Origin of the sequence: Streptomyces sp. LaBMicrA B280, assembly GCF_049222185.1 — a bacterium.
GTDB lineage: Bacteria > Actinomycetota > Actinomycetes > Streptomycetales > Streptomycetaceae > Streptomyces > Streptomyces murinus.
The window spans coordinates 93,388-106,923 of sequence record NZ_JBMJCT010000064.1 but is presented as its reverse complement, the minus strand read 5'-3'; the positions used below and the strand labels follow the sequence as shown (position 1 = coordinate 106,923).

Genomic DNA, 13,536 nt, shown 5'->3' with positions numbered 1-13,536 from the left:
ACATTCGCCGCCAACCGGCAGCAGACAGCCGCCCCGGAAGATTTTTTCCAGGAAAAGCCACGAGCGGGAACGTTTTCGGGCTGGTTGGATGTTGACCCTGGTACGACAGCTCGTCGAGCTAGAGAAGAGGCGACGTGACTACTGTTCTGACCCCCGCGAGCCCGCTGACGGCCGCTGATCGCTGCGACCGCTGCGGCGCCCAGGCATACCTGCGCGTCGTCCTGCTCAGCGGCGGAGAGCTGCTCTTCTGCGCCCACCACGGTCGCAAGTTCGAGCCGGAACTCAAGAAGATCGCCGCTGAGATACAGGATGAGTCGGAGCGGCTGACGACCGCGCCGAACACCGCTTCCGAAGAAGAACACTGAATCTCCTACGGACGACGAGCCAGCAACGGCACAGGCCGAAGCACGGGCGGCCGCTCCTCCTCGGAGCGACCGCCCGTGCTCATACCCTCATGACCCCCACGCAAGGCCCTCAGGAGCTTCTGAGAGGCCTCTCGCGGGCTTTCGTGGGCGCTTTCCCGTCGCCGCCGTCCCCGCCCGTCCCAAGGGCGCGTACGACCTCGGAGACACGGGTGTAGACGCCGGGGCTCCCGGCCCGCCCGCAGCCGCTGCCCCAGGACACGAGCCCGATCAGCCGCCCGCCGGCCACCAGCGGGCCACCACTGTCTCCCTGGCACGCGTCCGGGCCCCCAGCGCTCTCCCCCGCACAGAGCATGCTGGCGGCCCGGTAGACGCCGTCCGGGCCGCCCGGATAGGCGCGGCCGCAACGGTCGTCGGCGAGCACATGCACGTCCGCGGCATGGAGCCGGTGCGCGTAGGCGCCGCCGCCGGTCAGGTCGCCCCAGCCGGAGACCAGGGCCTTGGTGCCTGGCGTGTAGGCCGGGTCGCCGGGTCCCGCCATGGCGATGACCGCGCTCTGCGGCAGTGGCTCGGCGAGCGTGACGACGGCGAAGTCGCCGGAGTTCGTCGCGCTGTCGAAGCCCGGATTGACCCGGACGTCCCGTACGCCGATCTCCTGACCCTCGTCGGACAGCAGGTCCGTGCGGCCCGCGATGACCTTGAGGTCGCGCACGCGGTCGGGTGGCGCCCCGAGGACATCGTCGTTCATGCAGTGGGCGGCCGTGAGCACCGTGGTGCGGGCGATCGCGACACCGCCGCAGAACTGGCCCGCGCGGGTGCCTCCGAACCGGTCACGGCTGGACAGCGCCACCGTCCACGGGGCCTGCGAGACATCGATGGGGAATCCCCCCACGACCACGCTCCGGACCGCCGCGGGCGCCGCCGGGGACGCGCTCATCAGGGGTATGGCGGTCACGGTGGCCGCGAGGACGAGCGGCCGGATCAGTGCACGGCCGAAGGAACGGCGCATGTCGACTCCTCACTCAGGGTGGGAACTGGAAAACCCAGAGTGATCCACATGATCTCCGCTCGCAGCACGAAGGCCCGGCTCCCACGAGGGGAGCCGGGCCTTCGGTGCCGTACGACCGGCCCTGCCGGCCGGATCGCGGACTACCGGATCGCGGACTAGTCGAGGTAGTCGCGCAGCACCTGGGAACGCGACGGATGACGCAGCTTCGACATGGTCTTGGACTCGATCTGGCGGATGCGCTCACGCGTCACGCCGTAGACCTTGCCGATCTCGTCCAGGGTCTTCGGCTGGCCGTCGGTGAGGCCGAAGCGCATGGAGACGACGCCGGCCTCGCGCTCGGAGAGGGTGTCCAGGACCGAGTGCAGCTGCTCCTGGAGGAGGGTGAAGCTGACGGCGTCCGCGGGGACGACGGCCTCGGAGTCCTCGATGAGGTCACCGAACTCGCTGTCGCCGTCCTCACCCAGGGGGGTGTGCAGGGAGATGGGCTCGCGGCCGTACTTCTGGACCTCGATGACCTTCTCCGGGGTCATGTCGAGTTCCTTGGCCAGCTCCTCCGGGGTGGGCTCGCGGCCCAGGTCCTGGAGCATCTGGCGCTGCACACGGGCGAGCTTGTTGATGACCTCGACCATGTGCACCGGGATACGGATGGTGCGGGCCTGGTCGGCCATGGCGCGGGTGATCGCCTGACGGATCCACCAGGTGGCGTACGTGGAGAACTTGTAGCCCTTGGTGTAGTCGAACTTCTCGACGGCGCGGATCAGACCGAGGTTGCCCTCCTGGATGAGGTCCAGGAAGAGCATGCCGCGGCCGGTGTAGCGCTTGGCCAGGGAGACCACCAGACGGAGGTTGGCCTCCAGCAGGTGGTTCTTGGCGCGGCGGCCGTCCTCGGCGATGATCTCCAGCTCGCGCTTGAGCTTCGGGGCGAGCTTGTCGGCGTTCGCGAGCTTGTCCTCGGCGAACAGGCCGGCCTCGATGCGCTTGGCGAGCTCGACCTCCTGCTCGGCGTTGAGCAGGGGGACCTTGCCGATCTGCTTCAGGTAGTCCTTGACCGGGTCGGCGGTGGCGCCGGCCGCGGCGACCTGCTGCGCGGGCGCGTCGTCCTCGTCCTCGTCGGACAGGACGAAGCCCGCGTTCTCGGTGCCCTCGGGCTCGTCGCCGACCTTGGTGTCCTCAAGGACCTCGTCCTCGAGGATCTCGGCGTCGTCCTTCTTGCCCGAGGTCTTCTTGGCCGCCGTCTTCTTGGCGGTGGTCTTCTTGGCCACCGCCTTCTTGGCGGTCGTCTTCTTCGCTGCGGCCTTCTTGGCGGACGATGCCTCATCGGCGGGATCGGCCGAGGTGGCGGACGCCTCGGGGGCGGCCGTGGTGGCGGTGGCCTTCCTGGTGGTCACCGTCTTGGCCGCGACCGTCTTGGTGGCGGTGCGCTTGGCCGGGCTCTTCGCTGCGACGCTCTTTCGGGTGCGCTTGGGCTCTGCTGCACTGACCATCAGCGTCACACCCTCTTCCTCAAGAATCTGGTTGAGGCTGCGCAGTACGTTCTTCCACTGAGTGGCCGGAATCTGGTCAGCTTCGAAGGCCCGACGCACATCGTCGCCGGCGATCTGCCCCTCAGCCTTTCCCCGCTCAATGAGCGCCATGACAGAGACGGACTCGGCGATCTCCGGCGGGAGCGTACGGGATGTGCTGGCCGACACGAACAACCTCTCGGAACGTTGGAAAACGGCTTCCGGCACCGTCCACTGCGGACGGGAACCGACCACCGGCCTGGGGATGGGCCGACGGCGCGGGCGCGGGCCGGGAAGATGCACAGCGCCATGTCTGGCGTCCGTATTCCCTTCGCGGCTGTCACCTCTTAGGTCATCGCGCTGTTCCCACGAGTGTTACGCCCATTCTGCGTGGCCCGAGTCACACCCCGTAAGCGAACAAAGACGGTCAGACATGGGCAAAAGATATCGCCCGCCGCATCGCCGGACCCCGCCGGGCTCCTGAAGGGATCCGGCGGGGTCCGGCGACGGCGGGTGCGACGACCGACACCCGGGCCGACGCGCCATGGGAACCGCGGGGACGCCGCACACCGGCGACCGCACCGCCCGCGAGGCGGGTCAGTGCTCGCGCGGGGCGGGAACCACCCGCTCCACCTCGGGGTGCGCGGTGAGCAGCTGGCGCATGGCGGCCTCCGCCGCGCCGCCGTCGCCGGTGCCGAGGGCGTCGACGATCCGCGCGTGGTGGGCGAGGGACGTGTCGTTCGGCCGGTCACAGGCCGTGACCGGGCCGCCGGAGACCTGGAGGGCGGCGCCGACGATGCCGGAGAGGTGCTCCAGCATGCGGTTGCCCGCGACCTGGATGAGCAGCGCGTGGAACTCGGTGTCGGCGCGCGAGTAGGTGAGCGCGTCGCCCTGCGCCATGGCATGGCTCATGATCTCGACCATGTCGGACAGGCGCTGCTGCACCTCCTCACGGCCGTGCCCGGCGGCGAGACGGGCGGCGAGCGGCTCGATGGTCCAGCGCAGCTCGCTGAGCTCGCGGCGCTGGTCGTCACGCTGGGGGCCAAAGGCCCGCCACTCGATGATGTCCGGGTCGAGGAGGTTCCAGTCGCTGACCGGACGCACCCGCGTGCCCACGTTCGGCCGGGCGCTGACCAGGCCCTTGGCCTCCAGGACACGGAGGGACTCGCGGACGACGGTGCGGGAGACCTCGAAGCGCTGGCCGATCTCCTCGGGCACCAGCGGACGGTCCGCGCCCAGGTCGCCCGAGACGATCATCTGACCCAGCTGCTGGACCAGTTGGCCGTGCAGACCGCGGCCGCGGTTGCCCGCGGGCCGCCGGCCGACCCGGCCCAGCTCGGATTCGCCTCCGTCCCAGGCGGGCGTTCCGACGCGATCGCCCACCGGGGCGTCGCCGTAGGAGTAGCGGTCGAGTTCGCCCGGACCGACCAGACCGGAGTCGGTGGAACGGGCGGCGGTCATCATGGTGTGCGCAAGGGTACTCACGGATCCTTTGTCGGCGTCGCTTCCAACTCCCTTGAGGTCTTTGGTGAAAAGCACACGAAAGGGTGATCGCTCACCCCGTCGCAATTGACGCCTTATCGGAAAGAAACGAGCCGCCCACGGGGAGTTGTGGGCACAAGCCGCATCAGAACCGTAAGAACCCCAGTCATCAGGCCCTGGCGCGCAGGGTCGTGAACAGATACGCGCACAGCAGTGCCGCCAGGGACAACACCATTGCGCCACCGACGGGTTGGACGAACAGCCGCGCCACCGCGAGCAGATACCGGTCCCCTCCGAACGGCCACTGCAGCAGGAACACCTCCCGCGTCCGCGAGGGGAGATCGGCCACCGTGCGCTCGGCCGGGCCCCGGAACGCCGTGTGCATGAGGGGTACGACGGCCACGGGTACGGCGAGGACGGCGGCGAGCCCGCCCGAGGTGGAGCGGAAGACGCCGGCCGCGAGCACGCCGGCCCAGGCGCACCCGATGACGAGTGCGATCCAACTCGCGCTCAGCGAGAGCCAGTCCTCCGGAACCTGGGTCAGCTCCTTGCCGTAGACGAGATAGAGCGCCTCGGCGTCGCAGCCCGCGACGAGGAAGGCGAGCAGCGCCGCGGTGGCACCGGAGACCAGGAGTTTCGCGGTCAGCAGCCCGAGTCGGCGGGGCACCGTGCCGCGGTCCGCGGCGAGGGCGGGGTGGCGGAATTCGTCTCCGAAGGCCAACGCCCCGAGCAGCCCGGCGGCGAGCGCGACGGGCGGCAGCGGCAGTTCCCGGGGCCAGGCCGCGAACAGCCGCGCCTGCGGGGTGTGGCCGATTCCGGCCAGCGCCACGGCGGTCAGCACGGACAGCGCGAGCACCGCGCCGCAGATCAGGAACCCGGTGCCGACGCCCGCGGCCCGCCGGATCTCGTACCGCAGGGGGCGCAGCGGGGTGGGGGCGGGACGGACGGAGATGGGGGGCGGGAGGGGGGAGTCTCTGTCGAAGGAGCGAGCACTGTGGTCGTTCCCGCCGGTCCGGGTCTCGGGGTCCACCGTCCACGACGGACGGGCGAACGGCCCTCTGGCTCCGGGCAGGAGGGTGCGGAGGGCGGAGATACGGGTGGTGGCGATACGGGTCGGGACGATGCGCGTGTGGGTGAGGCGCCTCGGGCCGGTTTCCGGCCTTCCGGGGTGGCGGGCGGTGGTCTCGGCGTCGCCGGTCGCACGCGTCTCGGCCCGGTGCGCGGCGTCGGCGGGTTCGGTCGACGGGGCCGGGGCGGCAGGGGTCGGGGCGGCAGGGGTCGGGGCCGGGGCGGTCGAGAGCGCTTGGGCCGCCGGGGAGTTGGGCCGAGGCGGCTGCCGCGAGGAGGGGGTCGAGGTGGTGGACCCGGTGCGCGTCATGGTGATCGGATCCGATACGGAGAAGCCGAACACGGTCTTCTCGCGCTCCGGTGGCGTACGACCGCCCGCCGGGCCGCCCATGGCCGGCGCGCGCTCGGGCAGCGCGTTGTCCGCGGCGGAGCCGGGCCCCATGTCGCCGATCTCGTCGGCGAGTTGATGGACGAGGATGCCGTGCCGGAAGGCCGTCTCACCGATGACCGAGGTCGTGGTGCCGTACACGGAGAGGCGGTTGCCGCCCTCGCGTACGACCTCGACGGAACGGCGGCCGGTGCGGGCCTCCTTGGTGAGCGCGGCGGCGAGGCGCCCGGCGTACGGGCTGCGCACGGCCACGCGCGGGCGCAGCCGGGTGCGGGCGAACTCCCCGGCCGCCTGGTCGGCGACGAGCCTGCCCGCGTCGAGCGTGACGACCCGGTCGGCGATGCGCGCGGCCTCCCTCGGGTCGCCCGTGGTCGTCAGTACGGTGCCGCCCTGATCGGCGTGGGCGCGCAGCATGCCGTGCAGCCACTGCGCCTCGCCGGGGGAGAGTCCGCGGGTGGGGTCGTCCAGGACGAGCGTGTGCGGGTCGGGCAGCAGGGCGCAGGCCAGGCCGAGCCTGCGGTCCATGCCGCGCGAGAGCGTGCCGAGCCGTTCCTCGCGGAAGCTGACGAGGCCGACGGCTTCGAGGACCTCGTCGGCGCGGCGCCCCGGGACGCCCGACGCCGCGCACAGCATGCGCAGATGCCCGCGGACCGAGCGGGCCGGATGCCCCGGGACATCGCCGAGCAGTACGCCCACCTCCCGCGCCGGATGAGCGATCCGGTACAGGGGCCGTCCCCTGAAGTAGGTGATGCCACGACCGGGCCGCAGGGCGAGCATCAGTCTCAGGGCCGTGGTCTTGCCCGCACCGACGGCCCCCAGGAGCACGGTGATCCGGCCGGCGCGCGCTTCGAAGGAGACGTCGTCGACGGCGGGCGGCCGCGCCTTGCGGGAGGTGCTGGTCAGTCCGAAGGCTTGGATCACCTGCAGCAAGATAGCGTGCGATGTCCGGTTTTTTGGTGTATGGGATGGTTTGGCGATGCATGCCACGCCCCTGCGCCGGTCCCTGTCCTCCGTTCGACGCAACGAGGACCCCGCCCCGGGCCCCGCGACCGGGCTCCGCGACCGCCGGTCAGACCTCGGGGCGCAGCATCGGCGGGTTCAGCAGTGTGGCGCCACCGGCCCTGAAGAGCTGGGCCGGGCGGCCACCCTGACGTGTGGTCGTGCCTCCCGTCGGGACGAGGAACCCGGGGGTCCCGGTGACCTTGCGGTGGAAGTTGCGCGGGTCGAGGGCCACCCCCCACACCGCCTCGTACACCCGGCGCAGCTCGCCGACGGTGAACTCGGGCGGGCAGAACGCGGTGGCCAGCGAGGAGTACTCGATCTTGGAGCGGGCCCGTTCCACGCCGTCGGCGAGGATCTGGGCGTGGTCGAAGGCCAGCGGTGCCACGGGCTCGCCGTCGCGGCCGTAACCACCCTGCTGGAGCAGTTCCTCGACCGGGGCCCAGCGCGCGTTGCTGGCGTCGCCGCCCGCGCGGGGTGCGGGCAGGTCGGGGGCGAGCGCGAGGTGCGCCACGCTGACCACGCGCATCCGCGGGTCCCGGGTGGGGTCGCCGTAGGTGGCGAGTTGTTCCAGATGTGCTCCGTTGTCCTGGGCCGGGGTCGAGGGGTCGTGCGCGTGCAGGCCCGTCTCCTCGGCCAGTTCGCGCGCCGCCGCCTGGTTCAGGTCCTCGTCGGCCCGTACGAAGCCGCCGGGCAGTGCCCATCGTCCCTGGAAGGGTGACTCGCCCCGGCGGACCGCCAACGCGCACAGCGAATGACGGCGAACGGTCAGCACGACCAGGTCCACGGTGACGGCGAAGGGCGGAAAGGCTGACGGGTCGTAGGGCATGCCGCGATCATAGTCGTCTTCCTGACGATAAACACGCCCTTCGAGGGCGGCACCGCCGGTGCTGCCGCTTCGTCGCGTTATGGGAGGCGAGGCGGGCTCCCGCGCCGTTCAGCTCGTGGTCTCCTCCGTTCCCTTGGTGGGCAGGCGGGTGCCCGCCGGGTGCCGGGTGTTCGACCGCGGAGCCCGGCCTGCGGTCGGACCGGGGCCCGCCGGAGGGCGCCGTCGACCGGGCACGCGGGCGGCGCGGGGGCCGTCCCCGGCGGCGGCGAGGGCCGATCGCAACCGACGTCGGCGGCGGATGCGCGCGGCCGGATCCGGTTCCCCGACGAATGCCGGGCCCTCCGCGCTTTCGGCGCGCCCCGTGGCTTCGGTCGCCCCCGAGGCACCCGCCGAAGGTTCCGCGCGCGGCGCTTCCCCGGGCCGTCCCAGCCGCAGGCACCGGCGGATCGACTCCACGTCCAGTCCCTCGTTGCACGCCTGGTGCAGGAGGCCGGCGAAGAGGTAGTCCGGGTCGGCGCCCAGCGCCATGGCCAGGGCCTCGCGGGCCTCGAGTTCGTCGCCCGTGGACCAGGCGACCCAGCCGGCCAGGGTCAGCGGAGGGGCGGCGTGCTCGGCGTACGGACCGACGCAGCGGCGGGCGAGGGCGCGCCAGAGCCGGAGCGCGGGGGCCGCTTCGTCGCCCTCCATCCAGGCGGCGGCGCGGTCGCGGGTGTTGCGGTCCTGGAGGCCGAGGATCAGCCGTGCCGCCTCGTCGTGTCCGATCAGGCCGTCGTCGCGCAGGTCGGCCGGAAGGGCGCCCGCGACCGGGGTCGCCGCGGCGAGGCGGTGCATGACGCGCTCGGCGAGGAGGATGGTCTCCTCGGCCACCTCCGCACGGCCCGCCTCGTCGAGGATACGGGGCACCAGGGCCAGCCCGCCCGCGTCGAGCGCGGCCTCCTGCTCCCGTGCCGCGGCGGCCTCCCAGGGCTGGAGCCGGGCGCGCAACTCCTTGAGGGTGCCCCGGACTTGGAGTCCGGCGTAGGTGGCCGCGGCGGCGAGGACGGAGGTGCCGGGCAGGCCCATCGGCGTACCGTCCTCGGGGCAGCAGTCCGCGGTGGGGCAGCAGTACGACCAGTAGCGGCCGTCGGAGATGCAGAGTGCCTCGATGACCGGCACGTCGAGGTCGCCGCACTGGATGCGCAGCAGATGGGCGAGGCGGGCGAGACGGCGCTTGACGTCCCGGCCGCGCTCTCCCGGGGCGGGTTCCTGGCAGACGTAGGCCACCAGCTGCTCGGGTTTGGCGCCCCGCCGCTCGCTGCTGGTCACCAGGCCCCGGGCCAGCTGCCGGGCGGCCTCTTCCCAATCCTCCTCGTGCGCGGGGATGCCGAGCCGGGCCCGGCCGCCGAACCTGCCCTTGCCGGAGCTGTCGTGCAAGGCGACCAGGACCATGCTGTCCTCCGGCCGGTAGCCCAGCAGATAGGGCAGGGCGTCGGCCAGTTCGGCCGGGGTACGCAGGGTGACCTGCGCGGTGGTTTCGCTGTGATTCGTCATGCGCCGACGATCTCGCGGATTGCGCGAACCCGCTCGGGCCTGTGGATAAGTCGAATCAGGGACACGACAAGCCACCGAGGGTTGTCCACAGATCCGCGGCCGGCCCGCCCGTTCGTCGGTCCCGTCCTGTTGTATGGAACGCATGGAGCACGAGCACACGAGCAACGCGGATCTCCGGGCAGGGGCGGACGCCGTCCTTGCCCGGCTCGTCGGGGACACCACGGGCGCCGCCCGGTTGCGCGAGGACCAGTGGCGGGCGATCGAGGCGCTGGTCGCCGACCGGCGCCGGGCGCTGGTCGTGCAGCGCACGGGATGGGGCAAGTCCGCGGTGTACTTCGTGGCGACCTCGCTGCTGCGGGCCCGGGGCAGCGGGCCGACCGTGATCGTCTCGCCGCTGCTCGCGCTCATGCGCAACCAGGTGGAGGCGGCGGCCCGCGCCGGTATCCACGCCCGGACCATCAATTCCTCGAACACCGAAGAATGGGAGGACGTGCAGGCCGCGATCGCCGCCGGCGAGGTCGATGTGCTGCTCGTCTCGCCCGAGCGGCTCAACAACCCCGACTTCCGCGACCAGGTCCTGCCCAAGCTGTCCGCGGCGACCGGGCTGCTGGTCGTGGACGAGGCGCACTGCATCTCCGACTGGGGCCATGACTTCCGCCCCGACTACCGGCGCCTGCGCACCATGCTCGCCGACCTCCCGCCCGGCGTCCCCGTGCTGGCCACGACCGCGACGGCGAACGCCCGGGTGACCGCCGACGTCGCGGAGCAGCTGGGCACCGGCGGCGGCTCCGACGCGCTGGTGCTGCGCGGCCCGCTGGACCGGGAGAGCCTGAGTCTGGGGGTGCTGCGGCTCCCGGACGCGGCGCACCGGATGGCCTGGCTCGCCGACCATCTCGACGATCTGCCGGGCTCCGGCATCATCTACACCCTCACGGTCGCCGCCGCCGAGGAGGTCACCGCGTTCCTGCGGCAGCGGGGCCACACCGTCGCCTCGTACACGGGCAGGACGGAGAACGCCGACCGGCAGCAGGCGGAGGAGGATCTGCTGGCCAACCGGGTCAAGGCGCTGGTCGCCACCTCCGCGCTCGGCATGGGCTTCGACAAGCCCGATCTCGGGTTCGTGGTCCATCTCGGCTCGCCCTCCTCCCCCATCGCCTACTACCAGCAGGTGGGCCGCGCGGGGCGCGGGGTGGAACACGCGGAGGTGCTGCTGCTGCCGGGCCGGGAGGACGAGGCGATCTGGGAGTACTTCGCCTCGCTCGCCTTCCCCGCCGAGGAGCTGGTGCGTCGCACCCTGGACGTCCTCGCCCACGCGGACAAGCCCCTGTCCCTGCCCGCGCTGGAGCCCCTGGTCGAGCTGCGCCGCTCCCGCCTGGAGACCATGCTCAAGGTCCTCGACGTGGACGGGGCGGTGCGCCGGGTCAAGGGCGGCTGGCTCGCGACCGGGCAGCCGTGGTCGTACGACGCGGAGCGGTACGCGTGGGTGGCGCGGCAGCGGGCGGCCGAGCAGCAGGCGATGCGCGCGTACGCGGACACCACCGAGTGCCGGATGGAGTTCCTGCAACGGCAGCTGGACGACGAGGGGGCCAAGCCGTGCGGTCGCTGCGACAACTGCGCGGGGCCGCGCTTCACGGCCGACGCCTCCTCGGCGGCGCTCGACGCGGCACGCAGCGATCTGGGCCGCGCGGGGGTGGAGGTGGAGCCCCGGCGGATGTGGCCGACGGGGCTCGGGGCCATCGGGATCGGCCTCAAGGGGCGTATTCCGGCCGGTGAGCAGGCGGCGCCGGGGCGGGCGCTGGGACGGCTCTCGGACATCGGCTGGGGCAATCGGCTCCGTCCGCTGCTCGCCCCGCGGACGCCGGACGGGCCCGTGCCGGACGACGTGGCGCGCGCCGTGATCGAGGTGCTGGCCGACTGGGCCAAGGGGCCCGGCGGCTGGGCACCCGGGGCCGAGAGCGCCCAGCCGAGGCCGGTGGGGGTGGTCACCGTCGCCTCACGCACCCGGCCGCGGCTCGTCCACTCCCTGGGCGCGCGGATCGCGGAGACCGGGAGGCTGCCGCTGCTGGGGTCCGTGACATACGACGAGGACGCGCCCCGGGTGTCGCGCAGCAACAGCGCGCAGCGGCTCAAGGCGCTCGACGGCGCGCTGGCGGTGCCGCCCGCCCTCGCGACGGCACTGGCCGAGGCGAACGGTCCGGTGCTGCTGGTCGACGACTTCACGGAGACCGGCTGGACCCTCGCGGTCGCGGCGCGTCTGCTCCGCCGGGCCGGTGCGACGGGGGTGCTGCCGCTCGTCCTCGCGGTGCAGGGCTGACCGGGGCGAGGGGGCGCGGGGCCTGGCTCGACAGCACCGGGGGCGCGGCTCGGGGGGGCGGGGGTGCGCGGTTTGGAAGGGGGTTGGGGGGTATCGGGCCGGGAGGTTGGGGGCGGCCAGTTCGGAAGGCCGGGGGCCGGGGCCGGGAGTCGGGGGCCGGGGGTCGGGGGTCGGGGAGTTCGGCCCGGAGGCTAGGGGATGCCTCGCTTGGAAAAGAGGTACCGGCCCGGATGGTCGCAGGCGGCCAGCTCGGAAAGTCGGGAGCCGGGAGCGTTCGGCCCGGTGATCGGGGGATGCACCGCTCGGAAAAGGGTCGCCGGGCCGGAAGATCGGAGACAGCCAGCTCGGGAGGTCAGGCGCGACCGGCCCGGCTGCCAGGGGATATTCGGCCCGGAAGGTCGGGGGCGACCGGCCCGGAAGGTCTGGGGGACAGGCCGGAAGGTCCGGGAGCGGCCAGGTCGGGAGCTGGGGGCGGCTGGTCCGGGAGATCGGGGGCGGCCAGTCCCAGAGGGCGGGGGCGTTCGGTCCGGGAGATCGGGGAGGCGATCAGTCCGAATCCCAGCCGGTGTCGGCCCGAACCCCGGGCGGTGTCGACGTCGATCGCGGCTCGGCCCATGTCGGCCCGGAGGCCGGGTGCTGTAGGCCCGCGGCTCGGCCGTTGTCGACCCGAAACCCGGCTGGGGCCAACCCGGAGGCCAGCCGACATCGACCCCAGGCTCAGCGGGTGTCGGCCCAAGGTTCAGCCGGTATCGGACCGAAGGTGGCCGGTGTCGACACGAAGCCCAGCTGGGGTCAACCCGAAGGCCAGCCGGTGTGGACCCCCAGCTCAGCCGGTGTCGGCCCAAGGCTCAGCCGGTATCGGACCGAAGGCGGTCGGCGTCGACACGAAGCTCGGCCCATGTCGGCCCATGACTCAGGCGGTATCGGGCGCTGTCGGACTCAGCCGTTGCCAGGCCGGAGGCCAGTTGCCGGCGGTCTGATGGTCGGGCCGTGTTCGGGGTATTCGCTGCGGAGAGGCGCGAGCGGCCCATGCGTCATCCGGCTGAGCCTTGGGTAGGGATATAAGCCACGCACCACCCGATACCCGGCGGCGACCCCAATTGCTCGTTGCCGCATTCCAGTTCGACAGGAAGAATTGAGATCCGCTCCCCGCACGGTCGGTCCGTGATCCGGTTGGGCTTCGCTGCGGTGCGCGGTCCCCGAATCCGACCTCGCCCGCTGTGTGGGCGCGTAGCCGAAGGGAGGAACGTGACCTTCGGATTCGCCTCGTCCCCGGCGGCCTCGTTGTCGACGCCCGCCGCTTCCGCCAGCCGTGTGCTGGAGCCGGCGGAGTGGGCCGCCGCGGGGATCCCGCTGCTGCGCAACCCCCGCGAGGTCGTCAGCGGACTGCACGCACGGCATCATCCGCGCCCGTCCACGGCGGTGGTGGCCGTCCTTGATCCGGATGAACGGCTGTGTGCCAGCGCCTCGTTCACCCGCCGGGCCGCCCCTGCGGACGGCTGGATGTTCCGCAACGCCCTGCTGTCCCAGCTGCGCCGGGTCATACCGCACGACCTGCGCCGCCGTACCCCGGTGCGCACCGCCGTCCTGCTCTACTGCCGTGAGGGCGACGCGCGTTGGACCGAGGAGGACGGTGCCTGGATGTGGGGCCTGCGCGACGCCTGCACGCTGCACGGGCTGCGGTGCGGGGCGTACATCACGCTGACCCACGACGGCTGGCAGGTGCTGGGCGAGGGGCGCGGTGGCCGCCGTCCCCACGCACACTCGGCGCCGGAGCCGTTCGCCACGGCGGATGCCCCGCCGCCCGTACCGCGCACCGGTGGACCGGTCTCCGAGGTCCTGCGCCGCGCGGCCGCCCGCTGAGGGCCGGACGGCACGGAGCCGACGGCGGGTCCGACGGACCGGGCCAGGCAGGCGCAGGCTCAGGCATGGATACGCCCTGCTCAAGCGCCCGACCGGTCGCACTCCGCAGCAAGGCGTCCCGGGGTCTGCCAGGTGCCTTCCCCACCACCGGGGCACTGAGGGAGGCACACGACCGACCGGGCATGCCGGA

Annotated in this window: 9 protein-coding genes; 3 read left to right on the top strand and 6 right to left on the bottom strand. The window is 72.6% G+C overall.

The window, feature by feature from the left end:
• Nucleotides 1-134 precede the first annotated feature (134 nt).
• Nucleotides 135-365 (top strand): DUF7455 domain-containing protein, encoded by a 231-nt coding sequence (locus ACLF5H_RS34895; RefSeq protein WP_421680015.1) that lies wholly within the window; start codon nt 135-137, stop codon nt 363-365.
• A 109-nt stretch (nt 366-474) separates the two neighbouring features.
• On the opposite strand, the gene ACLF5H_RS34890 is transcribed toward ACLF5H_RS34895, so the two are convergent.
• The 6 genes from ACLF5H_RS34890 to ACLF5H_RS34865 all read right to left on the bottom strand — a co-directional run bounded on the left by ACLF5H_RS34890 (nt 475) and on the right by ACLF5H_RS34865 (nt 9,169).
• A complete protein-coding gene (locus tag ACLF5H_RS34890) occupies nt 475-1,371 on the bottom strand; it encodes a serine protease (RefSeq protein ID WP_421680014.1) in 897 nt (298 codons plus the stop codon).
• 155 nt (nt 1,372-1,526) lie between these two features.
• A complete protein-coding gene (locus ACLF5H_RS34885) occupies nt 1,527-3,062 on the bottom strand; it encodes an RNA polymerase sigma factor (RefSeq protein WP_421680013.1) in 1,536 nt (511 codons plus the stop codon).
• A gap of 408 nt (nt 3,063-3,470) precedes the next feature.
• Nucleotides 3,471-4,358: a FadR/GntR family transcriptional regulator gene (locus ACLF5H_RS34880; RefSeq protein ID WP_421680012.1), complete on the bottom strand. Its 888-nt coding sequence runs from the start codon at nt 4,356-4,358 to the stop codon at nt 3,471-3,473.
• Between the two features lie 166 nt (nt 4,359-4,524).
• Entirely contained in the window at nt 4,525-6,732 is a 2,208-nt protein-coding gene (locus ACLF5H_RS34875; RefSeq protein ID WP_421680011.1) for an ATP-binding cassette domain-containing protein, read from the bottom strand.
• Nucleotides 6,733-6,880: 148 nt separating this feature from the next.
• Nucleotides 6,881-7,639, bottom strand: coding sequence for an NUDIX hydrolase (locus tag ACLF5H_RS34870; protein ID WP_421680010.1), 759 nt, complete (start codon nt 7,637-7,639; stop codon nt 6,881-6,883).
• A gap of 108 nt (nt 7,640-7,747) precedes the next feature.
• The gene (locus ACLF5H_RS34865) at nt 7,748-9,169 is read right to left on the bottom strand and encodes a DUF4192 domain-containing protein (protein ID WP_421680009.1); all 1,422 of its coding nucleotides are present in this window, start codon (nt 9,167-9,169) and stop codon (nt 7,748-7,750) included.
• A gap of 133 nt (nt 9,170-9,302) precedes the next feature.
• Between ACLF5H_RS34865 and ACLF5H_RS34860 the strand changes: the two genes are divergently transcribed.
• Both ACLF5H_RS34860 and ACLF5H_RS34855 read left to right on the top strand, forming a co-directional pair.
• Complete coding sequence (locus tag ACLF5H_RS34860; protein WP_421680008.1) at nt 9,303-11,483, top strand: RecQ family ATP-dependent DNA helicase; 2,181 nt, start codon at nt 9,303-9,305, stop codon at nt 11,481-11,483.
• Between the two features lie 1,248 nt (nt 11,484-12,731).
• Nucleotides 12,732-13,346, top strand: a complete 615-nt coding sequence (locus ACLF5H_RS34855) for a hypothetical protein (protein WP_421680007.1) — start codon at nt 12,732-12,734, stop codon at nt 13,344-13,346.
• Nucleotides 13,347-13,536: the final 190 nt, after the last annotated feature.